Raw genomic sequence first — 18,395 nt, forward strand, 5'->3', positions numbered from 1 at the left:
ACAACCCCGTCATTGAGGATCAGAGCGCTGACTGTACCCAACAGTACGGTTTTTCGACTCATGGCCACGACTTTCCTGTCCCGACGCGCTGGTGCCCTGCTCGCGATGCTGGCTCTCCCCGGCTGCGCGGCCGTCCCTCATATGGGCCCGGCACCGGCGATCGCGCCGGCCGATCATTACGCGGTGAGCCAGAGCCTGGCTCCGACTGCCCCGGGCGCGCCTTGGGTCAAGGCAGATTGGTGGGCCAGCTATGGCGACCCGCAGCTCGACGGGCTGATTCAGGAGGCCTTGGCCGGAGCGCCGGATCTCGCGGTTGCGCTAGCGCGCGTCCGCCGGGCCGAGGCGATCGCCCAGCAGGCCGGCGCGGCCCGCTTGCCCTCGCTTGATGTGTCCGCCGGCGGCTCCGCTGCCAAGCAAAGCTATAATAACGGCATTCCGCCGGCTTTCGTGCCGCAGGGCTGGAACAGCTCGGGCAATGTCCACGCCGCGCTCGGTTTCGATCTTGACCTCTGGGGTCGCAATCGCGCGGCCTATGCCGCTGCCCGCTCGGATGCCGAGGCGGCGCAGCTCGATTATCAGCAGGCGGCGCTGATGCTCTCCACAAATGTCGCGGATGCCTATGCCGATCTGGCGCGGCTGTTCGCGCAGCGAGCGGTGCTGCAGACGGCGCTGGAGGTGCGCGAGAAGACGCAGGGCCTGGTGAGCGATCGCGTGACCTCCGGCCTCGATACCCAGGCAGAGCTCAAGCAGGCCAGCGCTGCCGTTCCGGCCGCCCGCAGCGATCTCGCCGCGACGGATGAGCAGATCGGGCTGGCTCGCAACCGGCTGGCGGCCCTGCTCGGCGCCGGCCCCGATCGCGGTCTGGCGATCATGCCGCCGGCGGTGACCATCGCGGCGCGGGGCATTCCCGAGAATGTCACCACCGATCTGGTCGGTCGCCGGCCCGATATCGCCGCCGCGCGGGTGCGGGTGGAGGCCGAGGCGAGCCGCATCAAGGTTGCCCGCGCCGATTTCTATCCCGCTATCAACCTGTCCGCGATCTTCGGCTTTCAGTCGCTTGGGCTATCCAACCTGTTCAAGAGCGGCTCCGACTATGGCAGTGTCGGTCCGGCGATCACCCTGCCGATCTTTCGCGGCGGCGCGCTGCAAGGGCAGTATAAAGGCGCCCGCGCCGGCTATGACGAGGCCGTGGCGAGCTACGACCGGACAGTGACCGACGCCTATCGCGCCGTCGCAGATGCCGTCGTCAGCCAGCGCGCGCTTGCCGTTCAGCTTGAGCAATCGCGCAAGTCGCTCGCGGATTTCGAAGCGGCTTATGCGATTGCCACGCAGCGTTACGAGGGTGGGCTCTCCACCTTTCTCGATGTGCTGACCGCGCAGGACCGTGCGCTGCAGGCCAAGCGCACCGTGGCCGATCTTCAGGCGCGGGCCTTCACGCTCGACGTCGCACTCGTCCGTGCGCTCGGCGGCGGATTTACCGATACGGGCACGGCTGCCCAAACGACGCCCACCAAGGATGCTACCCATGGCTGAAGCTGACCCTCACTTCCCCGCCGCTACTGCAACGCAAACGTCGGACGCTGCGCCCTCCCGCAGTCGGCGCAAGACGGCTTTGCTGGCGATTGCCGGCGCGGTTCTGCTCGCGGGCATCGGTTATGGCGGATGGTATGCCGCCATCGGCAGCCACTATGTCGAGACCGACAATGCCTATGTCGGCGCAGATACCGCGCAGATTACCCCCATGGTCGGCGGACAGGTGGCGGCCGTGCTCAAGACGGACACGGACAGCGTGAAGGCGGGCGACATCCTTGTCCGGCTCGATGATCGCGATGCGCAGATTGCCCTCGCGACCGCGCAGGCCGAATTGGCCAAGGCGCGCCGCCAGTTCGGGCAGGCGAGCGCGACAAGTAACGCGCTGTCCGATCAGGTTCTCGCCCGGGGCGCGGACATCCGCAGCACGCAGGCCCAACTCGTCGCGGCGCAGGCCTCGTTCGAGAAAGCGCAGGTCGATTATAGCCGGCGCAAGGCGCTCTCCGCCAATGGCGCAGTCTCCGGTGATGAGCTGACGGCGGCGACCAACGCGCTGGCCAGCGCGCGTGCCGCGCTGGAGCAGGCCAAGGCCGCCATGGCGCAGGCCAACGCCTCGCGCGGGGTTGCCGCGGGCAATCTCGCCGCCAATGATGCGTTGATCCAGGGCAGCACCGTGGAGACCAATCCGGATGTGCTCGCCGCAAAGGCAAAAGTGCGTCAGGCCGAGCTCGATCTTGAGCGAACCGTCATCCGCGCACCCATCGATGGCGTCATCGCCAACCGGACCGTGCAGGTGGGCCAGCGCATCGCGCCGGGCGCGACGGTGATGCGCGTGGTCCCGGTCGGTCAGGTGTATGTCGATGCCAATTTCAAGGAAAGCCAGCTCACCAAGGTGAAGCCGGGCCAGCCGGTGACGCTGGTCTCCGACCTGTACGGCAGCAACGTCGAATATCATGGCCGCGTCGTCGGCTTTTCGGGTGGCACCGGATCGGCCTTCGCGCTGATCCCCGCCCAGAATGCGACCGGCAACTGGATCAAGGTGGTGCAGCGCCTGCCAGTGCGCGTCGCGCTCGACGCCAAGGAGCTGGCCGCGCATCCGCTGCGGGTCGGGCTCTCGATGACCGCCGAGGTCGATACATCGGTGCAGTGAGCGCGACCGGATAGGAAGGGCATAGGCATGGCCAGCAAGGCGGATGATTTCACGCCGCTCTCGGGCGCTGCGCTGGTGATTGCCGGCGCGGTGCTCGCGCTCAGCAATTTCATGATCGTGCTGGACACGACCATCGCCAATGTCTCAGTGGCGCATATCGCCGGGTCGCTTGGCATCTCATCGTCGCAAGGCACGTGGATCATTACGTCCTATGCGGTGGCGGAAGCGATCTGCGTGCCGCTGACCGGCTGGCTTGCGGGGCGTTTCGGCACCGTGCGCACCTTCACCTTCGGCATGATTGGCTTTGGCATCTTCTCGGTGCTCTGCGGCCTTTCGAGCAGCCTCGGGATGCTGGTCGCCTTCCGCATCGGCCAGGGGTTGTGCGGCGGACCGCTCATGCCGCTCAGCCAGACCCTGCTGATGCGCATCTTCCCCAAGCATCTGCGGGGGCAGGCAATGGGCCTGTGGGCGATGACCACCGTCATCGCGCCGATTCTCGGCCCTATCCTGGGGGGGACCATCAGCGATAGCTGGTCCTGGCACTGGATTTTCTTCATCAATATTCCGGTCGCCGCGCTGTGCGCTTATGGCGCGACCCGCTTCTTGCGCCACGCGGAGACCAGGACCGAGAAGATGCGTGTCGACACGATCGGGCTGGCGCTACTGATCCTGTGGATCGGCGCGCTGCAGATCATCCTCGACATCGGCCGCGAGCATGACTGGTTTGGGGACAGCAAGATCGTAATCCTGGCGATCATCGCGTTGATCGGCTTCGCGCTGTTCCTCGCCTGGGAGCTGACCGAGGGGCAGCCCATCGTCAATCTGCGGGTGTTCCGGCATCGCGGCTTTTCCGCAGCGGTGCTCAGCCTGTCGCTCGCCTTCGGGACGATGTTCTCGGCGGTGGTGCTCATCCCGCAATGGCTGCAGACCGACCTTGGTTATACCGCCACCGATGCGGGCTATGTGACCGCCTTCATGGGCGTGGCTGCCGTCATCATGTCGCCCATCGTCGGCAAGCTCACCAACAAGGTCGATCCGCGCATTTTGGTGACATTCGGCATCCTGTGGCTCGGCCTCACGTCGCTGCTACGGGCGCACTGGACATCGGGCGCGGACTTCTGGACGCTGGCCTTCCCGCAGCTGATGCAGGGCATTGGTATGCCCTTCTTCTTCATTCCGCTCACCACGATTGCGCTCTCGGCGGTGGACCCGGACGAGACCGCGTCGGCGGCGGGCGTGATGAGCTTCCTGCGCACGATGGCGGGTGCCATTGGCACTTCCATCGCGACGACCATGTGGGCCAATAGTGCTGTGACGGCGCGCAGCGATATGGTCGGCGCTATGAACAGCGAGGCGACGCGAGAGGCGCTGCAAGGCGCCGGCTTCTCGCTGGATCAGGTGCGCGGGGTGATCGAGCAGACCGTCCAGCAGGAAAGCCTGACGGTGGCGATCAACCACATGTTCCTGCTGTCCGCGGCCGCATTCGTGTTCGCTGCCGCAGCAGTATGGTTCGCGCCCCGGCCGAAAAGGGCCGTCGATCCGGGCGCGGCACACTGATGGGCGCCCTCAGCCGACTCGATATCAAGCAGGCCGAGGGCGCCTCATTCCAAGCTGGTTAGTGAGGATGCCTCAAACGTCGAGATTGGCGACGTTGAGGGCGTTGTCCTGGATGAACTCGCGGCGTGGTTCGACGATGTCGCCCATCAGGCGCGTGAAGATCTCGTCGGCGACGTCCGCCTGCTCGATCTCGACGCGGAGCATTGAGCGCACATTGGGGTCGAGCGTGGTTTCCCACAGCTGGTCGGCGTTCATCTCGCCAAGGCCCTTGTAGCGCTGGATCGCGAGGCCCTTGCGGCCGGCGGCCAGCACGGCGTCGAGCAGCTCGGACGGGCGGGTGATCCGCACGCCGCGCGCCTGCGTGGCGGCGGGCAGGGCGGTCTCTTCGCCGTCGCTGTCTTCCGCCTCGCTCTCGGCCTGCGCCTGCGCCGCGGCCGCGCGCGCGGCGAGCAGATGGCTTGGGCTGGCGTAGAGGCTCGCCTGCTCCTTGGTCAGCGTGTCCAGTTTGCGGGCTTCGGCGGAATTGAGGAAGGCCGGCTCGATGATGTGGTGATCGGTCACGCCGCGCACCAGCCGCTCGAGATGATAGCCGCCCTCGGCCGAGAGGCGGCCGGTCCAGCGGCCTTCTTCGTCGGTCCGGTCCAGCCATTCCGCCGCGCGGGCGAGGGCCTGCGCGCGGGCATCGTCGGAGAGATCGAAGGCCAGCGCGCCAGCCAGCGCCAGCGCCTCGACGATCGCACCGTCATAGCGACGCGGCACATAGCGCATCAGCGCGCGGCTGCGCCGGGCATGGTCGATGAGGTCGCGCAGGTCCTGACCCGAGCGGGTGCCGGTTTCCGTCTCCAGCACCAGCGTATCGACACCATTGTCGACCAGATACTGGTCGAGTGCGGCTTCGTCCTTCAAGTAGACTTCGCTGCGCCCGCGCGTGGCTTTGTAGAGCGGCGGCTGGGCGATGTAGAGATGGCCGGCCTCGATGATCTGCGGCATCTGCCGGTAGAAGAAGGTCAGCAGCAGCGTGCGGATGTGGGCGCCGTCCACGTCAGCGTCCGTCATGATGACGATCTTGTGGTAGCGCAGCTTCTCCAGATTGAAGTCGTCGCGAATGCCGGTGCCCATCGCCTGGATGAGCGTGCCGATCTCGCGGCTGGCCAGCATCCGGTCGAACCGGGCGCGCTCGACATTGAGGATCTTGCCGCGCAGCGGCAGGATCGCCTGGAAATGCCGGTCGCGGCCCTGCTTGGCGGAGCCACCGGCCGAATCGCCCTCGACGAGGAACAGCTCGGATTTGGCAGGATCGCGCTCCTGACAGTCGGCGAGCTTGCCGGGCAGGGAGGCGATGTCCATCACGCCCTTGCGGCGCGTCAGTTCGCGGGCCTTCTTGGCGGCCTCGCGCGCGGCGGCGGCATCGACCACCTTCTGGATGATCGACTTGGCGTGGCCGGGATTTTCCTCCAGCCACTCCTGCATCTTGTCGGCCATCAGGCTTTCAAGCGGCTGGCGCACCTCGGAGGAGACCAGCTTGTCCTTGGTCTGGCTGCTGAACTTGGGATCGGGCAGCTTGACCGAAACGATGGCGGTCAACCCCTCGCGCATGTCCTCACCGGTCAGGCTGACCTTCTCCTTTTTGAGCAGGCCGGACTTGTCACCATAGCTGTTGAGCGTGCGGGTCAGCGCGGCGCGGAAAGCGGCCAGGTGAGTGCCGCCGTCCCGCTGCGGGATGTTGTTGGTGAAGCAGAGGACGTTCTCGTAATAGCTGTCGTTCCACTCCAGCGCGACATCGATGCCGATGCCGTCCCGGTCCGCCGAGATGGCGATGGGGTCGGGCATCAGCGCGTTCTTGTTGCGATCGAGATATTTCACGAAGGCCGCGATGCCGCCCTCGTAGAACAAGTCGTGCTCCTTCACCTCTTCATGGCGCTTGTCGCGCAGCAGGATGCGCACGCCGGAGTTGAGGAAGGCAAGCTCGCGATAGCGATGCTCCAGCTTGTCGAAATCGAACTCGGTGACGTTCTTGAATGTGTCGGTTGAGGCGAGGAAGGTGACGCGCGTGCCCTTTTTGGGCTTGCCGTCGACCACGGGCGCATCGCCGCGCACGACGAGCGGGCCTTCCGCATCGCCATAGCGGAAGCGCATCCAGTGCTCCTTGCCCTCGCGCCACACGGTCAGCTCCAGCCACTCGGACAGGGCATTGACGACAGAGACGCCGACGCCGTGCAGGCCGCCGGACACCTTATAGGCATTGTCGTCGGAGGTGTTCTCGAACTTCCCGCCGGCGTGGAGCTGGGTCATGATGACCTCGGCCGCCGAAACGCCTTCCTCGCGGTGAATGTCGGTCGGGATGCCGCGACCATTATCCTCGACCGAAACGGAGCCGTCCGGGTTCAGCTCGATCAGCACCAGATCGCAATGCCCGGCCAGCGCCTCGTCAATGGCGTTGTCGCTGACCTCGAAGACCATGTGGTGCAGGCCGGAGCCGTCATCGGTATCGCCGATGTACATGCCGGGGCGCTTGCGCACGGCGTCCAGGCCCTTCAGCACCTTGATGCTGTCGGCACCATAATCATTTGCGTTCTGAGCGGGGGTCGTATTGCTATTGTCCGTCATGCCCCAGCCTATAGGAAAAGGGGGCGACGAACGGAAGCGAAATGCTGTTTTTTCACCGCGCGGGAAGGGGCGCTCATGGCCCATTCAGGCAGAAGGGGGTAGAGCGGCAATCGGGCGCGGGAAATGGGAAACCGGAAAGGACGCAGGATGCGTTTCATGTCTCGCCTGTTCACAGGCATTATCGGGGTCGCGTTGGTCGCTACGGTGCCCGCCGCTGCCCAATCGACTCGCGCAGCAGAAGCGCAGGCCAAGGCTGACGCCAAGCTCGCCAAGGCGCTGGAAGGGCGCACCGCCGGAGAGCCGGTCCGGTGCATCAGCCTGAGCAGCGTGCGCTCGACGCAGATCATCGACAAGACGGCGATCATCTATGAGGTCGGCGGCAAGCTCTACGTCAACCGGCCGGTGAGCGGCGCCTCGTCCCTTGATGATGACGATATTCTCGTCACCAAGACGAGCAGCTCGCAGCTGTGCGATGTCGATATCGTGCGGCTGGTGGATCGCGCCGGGCACTTCCCGCGCGGCTTCGTCAGCCTCGGCAAGTTCGTTCCCTATGAGAAGGTGAAGACCGCGAGCTGAACTCATTCCGGCATGATCTTATAAAAAAGAGGCTCCCGGCGGTGCGCTGGGAGCCTCTTTCTGTATCTGCGGGGCCCGTGCAGTGGGCCAAACGATCAGGCGGCGCTCTTCGCGGCCTTGTTCTGCTGGTAGCGCTCAATGGCTTCCAGCGTAATCTGGCGAGCTTCCGCGCTGTTGCCCCAGGTGCCGACACGCACCCACTTCTCGGCCTCGAGATCCTTATAGTGCGTGAAGAAGTGCTCGACCTGCTTGAACACGATGTCGGGCAGATGCTCCTTCTCGGTCACGTTGGCGTAATAAGGGAAGGTCGCGTCGTCGGGAACGCAGAGCAGCTTCTCGTCACCACCATGCTCATCCTCGAGATTGAGGACGGCGATGGGGCGGGCGCGCACCACCGAGCCGGGGATGAAGGGCGAGCGGGCTACGACCAGCGCATCGAGCGGATCGCCATCGGGCGAGAGCGTGTGCGGAACGAAACCGTAATTGGCGGGGTAGCGCATCGGCGTGTGCAGGATCCGATCGACGAACAGGGCGCCCGATGCCTTGTCGAACTCATATTTCACCGGCTCGCCACCGGTCGGCACTTCGATGACGACATTGAGGCTTTCCGGCGGATTGCTGCCGACAGGAATCATATCGATGTTCATGGTTTTTCGCACCCACAGGTTAATTGACGGAAGTCTCGCCGGTCCGCGCTGTCAGCAGTCGGTCGAGACTGGTTGAACCCTCTTGTGATTTTTCGAGGCGCGGATAGCGCAGGCCGCCGGAATAATCGAGCGTGATCGTGCGATATCTTTTGTCCCGCCTCAGGGTCAGGACGAGCGGATGTTTTTGGGCCGTTGCCCGGACCCCCTCGCGGAAGACATCGGCGGAAAACTCGGTGTCGCCAACCGCCGTGATCGAATCGCCGACCGCGATGGCTGCCTTGAAGGCGGGGCTATCCCAGGTGACGGAGCGCACGACGCCATCTTCCCCGACGATCAGCCCGGGGCCGAAGCTCTGGTCGACATATTTGCTCACGGTCTCGGCGGCCCGAATCGTCGAGTTGGTGATAAGGCCGTAGGTCAGCTTGTAGCCGCCAAGGTCGAACCCGGCCTTGGTGACCTCGCTATTGGTCTGCTCTATCCGCTCGCGCAGTAGCCCGTCCCAATCATAAGCGACGACGCCGTTCAGCGTGTCGATGACATCCTGACGATTGTAGGTCAGCACGCCCCAGTCGCGATCGTTCACGCCGAAGAAGGCCTTGGCGAAATCATCGATGCCGCGCGCGCCGGCGGTTTCGCGGCGGATGATGGCATCCACTTCCAGCCAGATCATCAGGCCTTCATTATAATAGTCTTCCGGGCGCTGCCAGCTCGTCCAGGCCTTGGGGCGGCGGGCCGCTATGATCGGATCGTATGTGGTGTCGATCACCGGGCGCCAGGTGCGGCCTTTGGTCGCGTCGAGCCGCGCCGCGATGGCGGCCAGCGCATCGAGGGTTTCGGCCTTGCTCAGCAGTCCCGAGCGGGCGGAGAGCACATAGCCCCAGAACTGGGTCTGTCCTTCATACACCCAGAGCAGATCGTCCTGCATGGGGGTGGCGAAATCGGGCGTCCAGAGCATCTCCGGGCGGCGATATTTGCCGTTCCAGCTATGCACATATTCGTGGGCGAGCAGGTCGCGGTCGCCCAGCGCGGCCTCCCATTGCGTGAAGTAGCCCAGCGAGACGCCATTTTCGCTGAGCCGGTGATGCTCCAGGCCGATGCCGCCCAGCTTGTCCGAGATGGAGAGCAGGAAATTATAGCGATCATAATGGCGCGCGCCGAACAGGGCGACCGCCTCATCGACAAGGCGGCGATGCAGGTTGATCTGCGGCTCGGTGGCTTTGAGTTCTTCCGGCGTATCGGCAAAGACGCTCAGCCGCACGTCTGGCGCCAGCGCGATCTCGCGGCTGTGGAGCCCTGCGAAGATCGGCGAATCGACCAACGTTTCGTAATCGGTCTCCTCGTAGCGGACCGTCTTGCCGTCGCGCTCACTGGCCAGCGCAGTCGCCGCGCTCCAGCCTTCCGGTAGCGTGACGCTGGCCTGAATCGGGATGCGGCGGGTGTAGAAGCCGGCCGGATAAAGCGAGACGCTGTCCCACTGCAGGTTGAGCAGCGAGTCGGTCATCACGATCCGGCCCTGATTGCCTGCGGTGGGCGCCAGAAACTGGAAATTGGCGATCACGGAGCCTGCCCCGTCCGGCACGGAGAGGTGGAAGGCGTAGACGTTGAGCGGGTCGCGCTTCCAGCGCAACGGCCGGCCGTCCGCCGCGGTGAAGATCAGGCCCGCGATCTTCTCGATCTGCCCGCGCGGGGCGTGGTGGCCCGGCAGCCATTCCGGCAGCAGCAGGGTCAGCGGGCCACCGGTCGACATGGGGATGGTCTCGCGGATGGTGATGATGCGCCGGTCCACATCGGTCGCATCCACCTCCAGCTTGAGCGTGCCGCTGGTCCAGGCGATGTCCCGCGCTTGCGGCACGGTGCTCAGGATCGGGAGAGCCGCGGGGGCAGAGCGCGGCGGCGGCGCGGCGGCATCCTGAGCGAAAAGCGCGCTCGCGGGCAGAGTCAGCAGAAGAAGGGCAGGCAAAAGGCAACGGCGCATCATGGCACTCCGGGGAAATAGATGCGCCCAGCATGACAAGGGGGTGGCAAGGCGTCCACCCCCTCGGTCTATATCCTATGCTCGGCCTCAGGCCGCGCGCGGCAGCTTGCTGGCGTCCGCCCAATTGCCATGCAGGCCCGAGCGGATGCGGATGGGCAGCTTGGCGCGGGCGATTGGCCCGGCGGGCAGGTTGAGCGCGTCGAGCACCACCAGGTCGGAATAGTTGGTGATGAGATTGTCCACGAGCGCGATGATGTAGCCATCGCCCTCCGGCGCATCGGCCGAGCGCGGCACGAAGCAGGGCTCCTGGATGATCGATTCCGGACCCGCCCACCAGCAATCCTCGGTGCGTGCGACGAGATCCCAATGGCCGATCTTGTTCATCTTGAAGCCGCTGGCGCGACCACGGAGGAAGTCCATCGGCATGTCCGGGTCCATCACCAGGCCCCAGCCGTGGCGATAGGGCTGGCCGACGAAGCGCTCGTCGATGCGGGGAAATTCGTCGATCCAGTCGGTGAGCTTCTCGATGCTGGCGAATTCTTCGCCATTGGAGGCGAGGTCGACCGTCCAGCGGGTCAGGAAGGGACGCGCCGCGACCGGATCGAAGCTGTCGTCATGGATGTCCGGGAAGAAGGGGAAGCTGTTCCCTTTCGCCTCGCAGGTGTCGAAGTGGATCTTGGTGCCGTCCTGATAGGCATTCATGACATGGCTGGCGAAGCAGTTGTCGCGCTTGAACCAGCGGATGTCCGCGCCATCGCCGCCGCGCTTCAGCACGCCGAGATAGACCGGGAGCGTCTTGTCGAAGCCGAAATGCGGCTTGCCGGCCTTCAGCCGATCCCAATTGCCGGTGATCGGCACGATGTGGAAGATCACATAATCCTGCGTCAGGCCGAAGTCGTGCATCATGCAGTAATAAGGGACCTTGAAGAAGGTCTCGAACAGCACATTGCCCTGCGGGTCGATCTCGAAATAGCTGACATCGTCGGTCAGCACGCCGGTCGCGGCATAGCCATGGTTGCAGAAATTGCCGGTGACGGGGTCGATCTTGCCATGGCCGGAGAAGGTCTGGTTTTTGATCTTGCCGTCAAAATTCGTGTAGCCTTCGGTCTCGAGGCTGAGCGGGTCCATGATGAGGCAGGGGCTGTCCTCCTTCATCGCATAAAGCTTGCCGGCATGGACCATCACATTGGTGTTGGCCGTGCCGCGGATCATGCCCTTGACGCTCTCGTCATCGGTCAGCGGATTGCGATACATGCCGAACAGCGACTTGCCGGCGGCCCGCTCGGCCTTCCACTTGTCGGTCTGCGCGTAGCGCTGGCGGAAATCGACCTTGCCATCATGGAAGTGGAACAGGCTGACCATGCCGTCGCCATTGAAGAACTGATCGTTCTCGAACATCGGCGGGAATTGCGCATCGGGGTGGACGCGATGGAAGGTGCCATTGAGTTGCGTGGGGATTTCCCCCTCGACTTCCATATCCAGAATGTCGCCTTCGATGCGCAACGGGCGCAGCACGCCTGTCATGCCGGGCGTATTGGGGTAGTGGGCCATCCGACTCTCCTTGATTGATCTCTCAACAAGTCGAGTGAATGGCCGCTTTCGACAGGGGCGGCGTTGATCCGTGTCAAACCCTCCGCCTCGTCGCGCTTCAGGTGAAGTGGATGGGGCGAACCTTATTCGCCAGGAAAGCGCGCGAAGCTCGGCAGGGCATCCAGCGTGGTCATCCAGTGCGGCCGCTCGGCGGTCTGGATCTGCACTTGCGGCGGCAGCGCCTCGGGATCGTCGAACGTGGCAGCCTGGATGTCGATCAGCCCCGGCAAGGCCTCCGGATTTGTGAAGAACAGGCCCGTGCCGCAGACGGGACAGAAGCTCCGGGTCACCGACGGCGAGGACTGATAATCGCTGACAGAACCGGTCAGCACCGTCACCGCCTTTTCGGCAAAGGCGGCCCAGAGCACCATCGGCGCGCCGGACGATTTGCGGCAGTCTGCGCAATGGCAGAGCGCCACATGCTCGGGCGTTCCTGTTGCCCGGTAACGCACCGCGCCGCATTGACAACCGCCTTCGAAGCTGTCGCTCATCATCGTCTCCTCAAGCTCACGAAGGAACATAAAGAGAACAAGCTGCCCTTGCAAGCCGGTTTCCTTAAAGCGCGATTCCCGCTAGAGGCGCGGCCATGGCGAAAATCGAGACACCCCGGCCCGTTCGCGGCACTCAGGATATGATCGGCGACAGCGCGGACCGCTTCGCACATGTGGTCGAAACATTCGAGAAAGTCCGCAAGCTCTATGGCTTCCGGCGGATCGAGGTGCCGGTATTCGAGCAGACGGCGGTCTTCTCCCGCTCGCTGGGCGAAACCACCGATGTCGTCTCCAAGGAGATGTACAGCTTCGAGGATCGCGGCGGGGATTCGCTCACGCTGCGCCCGGAGTTCACCGCCGGCATCGCGCGGGCCTATATCACCGAGGGCTGGCAGCAATATGCGCCGCTCAAGGTTGCGACGCACGGGCCGCTGTTCCGCTATGAGCGGCCGCAAAAGGGACGCTATCGCCAGTTCCACCAGATCGATGCCGAGATCATCGGCGCGGCCGAGCCGCTGGCCGATGCCGAACTGCTGATCTTCGCCGATCAGTTGCTCAAGGAGCTGGGCATCAGCGAGGGCGTGACGCTGACGCTCAACACGCTGGGCGATGCCGCGAGCCGCGATGCGTGGCGCGCGGCGCTGGTTGCGCATTTCGAGGGGCACAAGGCGAGCCTGAGCGAAGACAGTCTGACCCGGCTCGAAAAGAACCCGATGCGCATCCTCGACAGCAAGGACCCGCGCGATCAGGCGGTCGTGGCGGACGCGCCGGATATCGACGCCTATCTGACCGAGGAGGCGCAGGCCTTCTTCGAGAAGGTGACCGACGGGCTGAAGGCGGCCGGCGTGGCGTGGACCCGCAATGCCCGGCTGGTGCGCGGGCTGGATTATTATCGGCACACCGCGTTCGAGTTCGTCACGGATCGGCTGGGCGCGCAGGGGACGGTGCTCGGCGGTGGACGCTATGACGGGCTGATCGAGACGCTGGGCGGGCCGGCGACCCCGGCGGTCGGTTGGGCGGCGGGGATTGAGCGGCTGGGGATGCTGCTGGGTGACAGTGGCTCGCAGAAGCTGGATGCCGTCATCGCTCTGGAGGATGATGGTCTGCTGAGCCTGGCCATGCGCGGCCTCACGGCTTTGCGCCAGGCTGGACACTCCGCTGACCTCGTAGCGACGGGCTCGGCTCGCAAACGCTTTGACAAGGCGGCGAAGATCGACGCGCATGCCCTTATATCCCTCGGGACGCGCGACGGTGCGATTTATCTCAATGTGCGCGGAGACGGCAGCGATACAGCAGCGCGTGCCGAAGCGATGATCAGGTCCATCGGATGATTGGTTGCACTGCTCCTTTCTCCCGTCACCCTGAACTTGTTTCAGGGTCCATGGAGCAGCGGCTCGGCCAGTCCCCACGTCACGGCGAGGTCGGCCCAGTCGGGATTGTTCGCTTCAATGAGGTTGATCTTCCAGGCGCGATGCCAGCGCTTGAGTTGCTTTTCGCGGCTGATCGCCCCGTCCATGGTCTCGAAGAACTCGGCATGGACGAGGCGGTAAACGCGGTAGCGCGAGGTGAAACCCGGACACTCGGCGGACCGGTGCTGCCCAATGCGGGCGGGGAGATCGGACGTCACGCCGACATACAAGGTTCCGCGTTTCTGGCTGGCGAGAATATAGGTGCACGGATTGCGACGTCGCATGCCCCCATCATTGCCGTGCCATGGATGCTGAAACAAGTTCAGCATGACGGGGGCAGGGCGCAGGCATGACCACCATCTCCCCCGATCGCATCGCTGCGATCCTCCGGCGGCAGGATGAGGTGCAGGCGCAGATGGCGCGGCCGGATCTTGATCCGGCGGAGTTCGTGCGGCTGTCCAAGGATTATGCCGAGTTGGAGCCGGTGGTGCAGGCCGCGCGAGCGGTGGTGGATTTGCGCGCCGAGCAGGGCGAGCTGGAGGCGATGCTCGCCGATCCCGAAATGAAGGCGATTGCGCAGGAGGAACTGGAGAGCCTGCGCGCGCGGCTCCCGCAGGCCGAACATGCGCTGGCCGTGGCGCTGCTCCCCAAGGATGCGGCGGATGCCCGCCCGGCGATGCTGGAGATTCGCGCCGGCACCGGCGGCGATGAGGCTGCGCTGTTCGCTGGCGATCTGTTCCGCATGTATCAGCGCTATGCCGAGACGCAGGGCTGGCGCGTCGAGATCATCTCGGCCAGCGCGTCCGAGGCGGGCGGTTTCAAGGAAGTGATCGCCAGCGTGACCGGCACTGGGGTGTTCGCGCGCATGAAGTTCGAGAGCGGCGTCCATCGCGTGCAGCGCGTGCCGGTGACGGAGAGCGGCGGGCGCATCCATACCTCGGCGGCGACCGTGGCCGTGCTGCCCGAGGCCGAGGATGTCGACGTGCAGATCAACGAGGCGACCGACCTGCGGATCGACGTCTATCGCTCGTCTGGTTCTGGCGGGCAGCATGTGAACACGACCGACAGCGCCGTGCGCATCACCCATTTGCCGACGGGTCTCGTCGTGACGCAGCAGGACGAGAAGTCCCAGCACAAGAACAAGGCGAAGGCGATGAAGGTGCTGCGCACACGCCTCTATGAAGCCGAGCGCGAGCGCACGCAGGCGGAGCATGCGGGCGCGCGCAAGGCGATGGTCGGCTCGGGCGACCGCTCGGAGCGCATCCGCACCTATAATTTCCCGCAGGGCCGCGTGACCGATCATCGCATCAACCTGACCCTGCATCGCCTGCCGGAAATTCTCGAAGGCCCCGGGCTGGACGAGGTGATCGCCGCGCTCATCGCCGAGGATGAGGCTGCGCGGCTGGCGCAGCTCGACATGGCGGCGTGAGCGGCGGGGGTGTGTCGACCATGACGCCGGGAGCGGGGGGCTGCTTTGCCCTGGGCTCCTGCCTTCGCAGGAGCACGAGCTAGTGAGCGGGCTGGCCGATTGGCTGCGCGCCGCCACGACCGCTCTGGGCGCGGTCAGCGATACGCCCCGGCTCGATGCTGAACTGCTTGCCGCCCACGCGCTGGCGATGAGCCGCGAGGAGATGATCCTCGCCATGCCCAGGCTCTCCTGCCCCGAGGGCGCCGATGCGCTGCTCGCCCGGCGGCTGGCGCATGAGCCGATCGCCTACATCACCGGCACGCGGGATTTCTGGACGCTGACCCTGAAGGTCGCGCCGGGCGTTCTGGTGCCGCGACCGGACAGCGAGACCCTGATCGAGGCGGCCATCGCGCAGTTCGAGGGGAGGCGGGCACCGGGTCGCATCCTCGATCTCGGCACCGGCTCGGGGGCGCTGCTGCTGGCGGCGCTGGATGTCTGGCGGGAGGCGAGCGGTGTGGGCGTCGATGCCTCTGCGGCCGCGATCGAGATCGCGCGGGAGAATGTCTTGCATTGCGGGATGGATGGGCGGGCGGAGATCCGCGCGGGGGACTGGGCCGAGGGGATCGACGAGCGCTTCGACCTCATTCTCTGCAACCCGCCTTATATCAGCACGTCCGCCATGCTGCCCCCGCAGGTGCGCGATCATGAGCCAGCCAGTGCCCTGTTCGCGGGAGCCGACGGACTGGACGATTATCGGCGGCTTGCCGCGCAGACGGGCGACCGCCTCGCCGCAGGGGGCGCAGCGATCTTCGAGATCGGTTTCGACCAGGAGGAGACGGCCGGCGCACTGTTTCGGGAAGCCGGCTTCCATGTCGCGGCGCGCCGCGATCTGGCCGGGCGGGCGCGGGCGCTGGTGCTCACCAGGGCATAGGGCTGCGCTTTTTCACGGCTCCCAACGATTTTCGCTTGGTTTGATGCACGGGAACGACTATCTGCCAGTTTCAGGACCACTGTTGCAAACGCGCGAAGCGCTTGCGTGAGTGGTCTGCTCCCACAGTTTTGGCGGCGTTCTGGAATTGGAGCCGTTGGCCGAAGCGCGGGGCGAGAGCGGTGTCAAAACCGTTCCGCCAACGATGTGTTGTATAGCGCTTGGGGCCATTGATCGGGAACGCCGGGTTTTAGTCGAGAGCATAGGGACGAACCTTTGATCAATAATCGTCAGGCCGGTCGCCGTCGCGGTCGGAATAACCCGCGCCAAGGGGGCGGAGGCAATCGCGGTAACGGCGATTCGGGCAACCGGATCGACAGCCGCGCACGGGGCAATGCGCCCCAGCTTCTCGAAAAATATCGCAATCTGGCGCGCGACGCCCAGATGTCCGGCGATCGGGTGAACGCGGAATATTATCTGCAGTTCGCCGATCACTATTTTCGCGTCCTCGCCGACAACCGTGCGCGGCAGGAGGAGCAGCAGGGCCGCTTCCGTCGCAACGACGATGGCGATCAGGACAACAGCTTCGACAATGACGAGCTGATCGACGGCAGCGAGGATGGCGACGAGTTCGCGCCGCGTCATCAGGACTTCCGTCAGCAGGACAATCGCAATCAGGACGAGCGCGCGCGCCGCGATCGTGGGCGGGACCGGGACGGGCAGGATCGCCCGGCACGGCAGGAGCCGCGTCAGGACCAGGGCGAGCGTGCGGAACGGGCAGAGCGGCCCGAGCGTGCTGAACGCCCGGAACGCGCCGAGCGCCCGGAGCGTGCTGAACGCAAAGAGCGTCAGCCCCGCCGCCCGCGCGTTGCCAATGATGACGAAACCGATCGGGATGAGGGCGAGATCGGCCTGCCCGGTCTGCCGCCCTCCATCGCCCGCATCGAATCGGACGAGTCCGAGGATCGGGCCGAAGCGCCGGTCGAGGTGACCGATGCCACGGAAGCGCCCGCAAAGCCGCGCCGGGGCCGTCGCCCTCGTGCGACCGAAGCGGCGGAATGATCTGATCTGGAGCCGCGCTCTTTGAGGGCGCGGACGTTCGCGGGCTGGGCTATGATCCGGTTCGACCAAATCAAAAGAGCACGATCGGCCATGCAGGCTGATCGTGCTCTTGTCGTTTCAGGCGCTGAGTGGGCCTAGCGCTCGGTTGCCTCGAGCAGATCGTCGCTCAGCGGATCTTCGACGCTCTGGTCATGTCCCGTCCCGCTCGAGAGGAACATCAGGCCCATGAGCGCCGCCGCCATCATGATGGTGGCGAACACGCCGCCGACGACCATGCCGAGGAAGACCCAGGGCAATGGGCCGCGCAGCCACCAGAGCAGCCCGGCGACCGCAAGACCGACCAGCAGCGATACGCCGGCGATCAGCCACAGGATTTTGCGGAAGCGCGCCCAGGCAAAGCGGGCGTAGCGGGGATCATCAAGAGTGGAAGGTTCGGCCATATGCCGCCCATATGGGAGAGCGGCGGTGCGGATCAACCATCGTGAGCACGCCTCCTTTGACGCTCGCGCCCGACGCGCGCATAGTCTGTCGCAACGAGACCGTGCATCCGGTCTGCAGCCAGGATGTCGACCGGCCGGTCCGTGCAGCGCCCTCATATGGAAGGGCTGCAAGACAGAGGAGAGGCCGATGACCATCAGAACATTGCTGGGCTCACCCTATAGGGACGTCATCTGTGCGGCGCGGACGGACAGCGTCGGCCATGTCGTCGCGTTGCTGGCGGAGCGGCGCATCGGATGTGTGCCGGTTGTGGAGGACGGAAAGGTGCTCGGCATCTTCTCCGAGCGCGACGTGCTTTATGGTCTGGCCCGGGAAGGCGCGCAGCTGCTCGATCGTCCGGTCGAAAGTGTCATGACTAGCCCTGCCGTCACCATCGGTCTGGATACGCCGATCATCGCCGCCCTGTCCCTGATGACGACGCGGCGGATCCGTCATCTGCCTGTCATGGCGGATGGGGAGATGGTGGCGTTCGTCAGTATCGGCGATCTGGTGAAGCACCGCATGGACCGGATCGAGGCGGAGGCCGATGCCTTACGCCATTATATCCAGAGCGCCTGAGGGAGCGGATGCGGCTTGTGCCGCCCTGACGGAGGCGGTGAGATTCGGGTGAGGGGGGTGGCGTTCCGATTCAACGTCGCAATTCCGCCATTTCTGAATGATGAGGCGTAGGACTGGCGGGAGTTCCGGCACGCGTTTCTCGTGTCGACGCGGCCTGTCTGCAAAGGCGTAAGTGGGGATAGGTCGCCGGCCCGCTTATGGTCTTGCGCGGATATCTGCGGCTTTCCGGATGGGGAGGGCCGTGACCGCAACAAAAATGCAAAAAGTGTTTGACGACTCAGGGAGGCCCCCTTAGAGACGCCTTCACCGACGCGGTGGTGCCACACGGTTCTCGCCGCAATCGGTCGCCAACATAACCGGACACTAAGTCCCCCGAAAGAAAAATCGGGGAACCTTCAGTGTCCGCTTC

The 18,395-nt window shown here is 65.0% G+C and carries 16 protein-coding genes; 9 read left to right on the forward strand and 7 right to left on the reverse strand.

Going from position 1 to position 18,395, the window contains the following annotated elements; genetic code table 11:
* The first annotated feature begins 60 nt into the window (after positions 1 to 60).
* The 3 genes from M2335_RS02645 to M2335_RS02655 are packed head-to-tail and all read left to right on the forward strand — an operon-like array spanning position 61 to position 4,237.
* Entirely contained in the window at positions 61 to 1,533 is a 1,473-nt protein-coding gene (locus M2335_RS02645) for an efflux transporter outer membrane subunit (protein ID WP_264593676.1), read from the forward strand.
* Positions 1,526 to 2,680, forward strand: a complete 1,155-nt coding sequence (locus M2335_RS02650) for an HlyD family efflux transporter periplasmic adaptor subunit (protein ID WP_264593677.1) — start codon at positions 1,526 to 1,528, stop codon at positions 2,678 to 2,680. The genes M2335_RS02645 and M2335_RS02650 overlap by 8 nt, the downstream gene beginning before the upstream one ends.
* Before the next feature lie 27 nt (positions 2,681 to 2,707).
* Positions 2,708 to 4,237, forward strand: a complete 1,530-nt coding sequence (locus M2335_RS02655; RefSeq protein ID WP_264593678.1) for a DHA2 family efflux MFS transporter permease subunit — start codon at positions 2,708 to 2,710, stop codon at positions 4,235 to 4,237.
* Positions 4,238 to 4,309: 72 nt separating this feature from the next.
* Here M2335_RS02655 and gyrB read toward each other — a convergent pair whose 3' ends face one another.
* Positions 4,310 to 6,844: a DNA topoisomerase (ATP-hydrolyzing) subunit B gene (gyrB, locus tag M2335_RS02660; RefSeq protein WP_264593679.1), complete on the reverse strand. Its 2,535-nt coding sequence runs from the start codon at positions 6,842 to 6,844 to the stop codon at positions 4,310 to 4,312.
* A 156-nt stretch (positions 6,845 to 7,000) separates the two neighbouring features.
* Between gyrB and M2335_RS02665 the strand changes: the two genes are divergently transcribed.
* Positions 7,001 to 7,420 carry a hypothetical protein gene (locus M2335_RS02665; RefSeq protein ID WP_264593680.1) on the forward strand — a complete coding sequence of 140 codons (420 nt, stop codon included), beginning with the start codon at positions 7,001 to 7,003 and terminating at the stop codon, positions 7,418 to 7,420.
* Positions 7,421 to 7,515: 95 nt separating this feature from the next.
* Here M2335_RS02665 and ppa read toward each other — a convergent pair whose 3' ends face one another.
* From ppa to M2335_RS02685, 4 genes are all read right to left on the reverse strand, one after another.
* Positions 7,516 to 8,067: an inorganic diphosphatase gene (gene ppa / locus M2335_RS02670; RefSeq protein WP_181558429.1), complete on the reverse strand. Its 552-nt coding sequence runs from the start codon at positions 8,065 to 8,067 to the stop codon at positions 7,516 to 7,518.
* A 19-nt stretch (positions 8,068 to 8,086) separates the two neighbouring features.
* Positions 8,087 to 10,042, reverse strand: coding sequence for a M61 family metallopeptidase (locus M2335_RS02675; protein ID WP_264593681.1), 1,956 nt, complete (start codon positions 10,040 to 10,042; stop codon positions 8,087 to 8,089).
* 87 nt (positions 10,043 to 10,129) lie between these two features.
* Positions 10,130 to 11,593, reverse strand: a complete 1,464-nt coding sequence (locus tag M2335_RS02680; RefSeq protein WP_264593682.1) for a carotenoid oxygenase family protein — start codon at positions 11,591 to 11,593, stop codon at positions 10,130 to 10,132.
* 122 nt (positions 11,594 to 11,715) lie between these two features.
* Positions 11,716 to 12,123, reverse strand: a complete 408-nt coding sequence (locus M2335_RS02685; protein WP_264593683.1) for a GFA family protein — start codon at positions 12,121 to 12,123, stop codon at positions 11,716 to 11,718.
* Between the two features lie 95 nt (positions 12,124 to 12,218).
* Here M2335_RS02685 and hisS point away from each other — a divergent pair, with 95 nt between their 5' ends.
* The gene (gene hisS, locus M2335_RS02690; RefSeq protein ID WP_181558432.1) at positions 12,219 to 13,454 is read left to right on the forward strand and encodes a histidine--tRNA ligase; all 1,236 of its coding nucleotides are present in this window, start codon (positions 12,219 to 12,221) and stop codon (positions 13,452 to 13,454) included.
* Between the two features lie 41 nt (positions 13,455 to 13,495).
* Here hisS and M2335_RS02695 read toward each other — a convergent pair whose 3' ends face one another.
* Positions 13,496 to 13,816: a GIY-YIG nuclease family protein gene (locus M2335_RS02695; protein ID WP_264571835.1), complete on the reverse strand. Its 321-nt coding sequence runs from the start codon at positions 13,814 to 13,816 to the stop codon at positions 13,496 to 13,498.
* Between the two features lie 65 nt (positions 13,817 to 13,881).
* Here M2335_RS02695 and prfA point away from each other — a divergent pair, with 65 nt between their 5' ends.
* From prfA to M2335_RS02710, 3 genes are all read left to right on the forward strand, one after another.
* Entirely contained in the window at positions 13,882 to 14,961 is a 1,080-nt protein-coding gene (gene prfA / locus M2335_RS02700) for a peptide chain release factor 1 (RefSeq protein ID WP_264593684.1), read from the forward strand.
* A 91-nt stretch (positions 14,962 to 15,052) separates the two neighbouring features.
* On the forward strand, positions 15,053 to 15,871 hold the full coding sequence (gene prmC / locus M2335_RS02705; RefSeq protein WP_264595345.1) for a peptide chain release factor N(5)-glutamine methyltransferase: 819 nt from the start codon (positions 15,053 to 15,055) through the stop codon (positions 15,869 to 15,871).
* A gap of 273 nt (positions 15,872 to 16,144) precedes the next feature.
* Positions 16,145 to 16,930 (forward strand): DUF4167 domain-containing protein, encoded by a 786-nt coding sequence (locus M2335_RS02710; protein ID WP_264593685.1) that lies wholly within the window; start codon positions 16,145 to 16,147, stop codon positions 16,928 to 16,930.
* Positions 16,931 to 17,064: 134 nt separating this feature from the next.
* Here M2335_RS02710 and M2335_RS02715 read toward each other — a convergent pair whose 3' ends face one another.
* On the reverse strand, positions 17,065 to 17,370 hold the full coding sequence (locus M2335_RS02715; protein ID WP_264571838.1) for a hypothetical protein: 306 nt from the start codon (positions 17,368 to 17,370) through the stop codon (positions 17,065 to 17,067).
* A 187-nt stretch (positions 17,371 to 17,557) separates the two neighbouring features.
* Between M2335_RS02715 and M2335_RS02720 the strand changes: the two genes are divergently transcribed.
* Positions 17,558 to 17,986 (forward strand): CBS domain-containing protein, encoded by a 429-nt coding sequence (locus tag M2335_RS02720; protein WP_264587994.1) that lies wholly within the window; start codon positions 17,558 to 17,560, stop codon positions 17,984 to 17,986.
* Positions 17,987 to 18,395: the final 409 nt, after the last annotated feature.

The organism is Sphingobium sp. B12D2B, from assembly GCF_025961775.1.
GTDB lineage: Bacteria > Pseudomonadota > Alphaproteobacteria > Sphingomonadales > Sphingomonadaceae > Sphingobium.

What these genes read in the sequence shown, in the direction of transcription:
- gyrB (WP_264593679.1), bottom strand. Translation starts at nt 6,844, where the DNA reads ATGACGGACAATAGCAATACGACCCCCGCTCAGAACGCAAATGATTAT.
- M2335_RS02655 (WP_264593678.1), top strand. Translation starts at nt 2,708, where the DNA reads ATGGCCAGCAAGGCGGATGATTTCACGCCGCTCTCGGGCGCTGCGCTG.
- M2335_RS02680 (WP_264593682.1), bottom strand. Translation starts at nt 11,593, where the DNA reads ATGGCCCACTACCCCAATACGCCCGGCATGACAGGCGTGCTGCGCCCG.
- M2335_RS02720 (WP_264587994.1), top strand. Translation starts at nt 17,558, where the DNA reads ATGACCATCAGAACATTGCTGGGCTCACCCTATAGGGACGTCATCTGT.
- M2335_RS02685 (WP_264593683.1), bottom strand. Translation starts at nt 12,123, where the DNA reads ATGAGCGACAGCTTCGAAGGCGGTTGTCAATGCGGCGCGGTGCGTTAC.
- prfA (WP_264593684.1), top strand. Translation starts at nt 13,882, where the DNA reads ATGACCACCATCTCCCCCGATCGCATCGCTGCGATCCTCCGGCGGCAG.
- M2335_RS02650 (WP_264593677.1), top strand. Translation starts at nt 1,526, where the DNA reads ATGGCTGAAGCTGACCCTCACTTCCCCGCCGCTACTGCAACGCAAACG.
- M2335_RS02695 (WP_264571835.1), bottom strand. Translation starts at nt 13,816, where the DNA reads ATGCGACGTCGCAATCCGTGCACCTATATTCTCGCCAGCCAGAAACGC.
- M2335_RS02715 (WP_264571838.1), bottom strand. Translation starts at nt 17,370, where the DNA reads ATGGCCGAACCTTCCACTCTTGATGATCCCCGCTACGCCCGCTTTGCC.
- hisS (WP_181558432.1), top strand. Translation starts at nt 12,219, where the DNA reads ATGGCGAAAATCGAGACACCCCGGCCCGTTCGCGGCACTCAGGATATG.
- M2335_RS02645 (WP_264593676.1), top strand. Translation starts at nt 61, where the DNA reads ATGGCCACGACTTTCCTGTCCCGACGCGCTGGTGCCCTGCTCGCGATG.
- M2335_RS02665 (WP_264593680.1), top strand. Translation starts at nt 7,001, where the DNA reads ATGTCTCGCCTGTTCACAGGCATTATCGGGGTCGCGTTGGTCGCTACG.
- ppa (WP_181558429.1), bottom strand. Translation starts at nt 8,067, where the DNA reads ATGAACATCGATATGATTCCTGTCGGCAGCAATCCGCCGGAAAGCCTC.
- M2335_RS02675 (WP_264593681.1), bottom strand. Translation starts at nt 10,042, where the DNA reads ATGCGCCGTTGCCTTTTGCCTGCCCTTCTTCTGCTGACTCTGCCCGCG.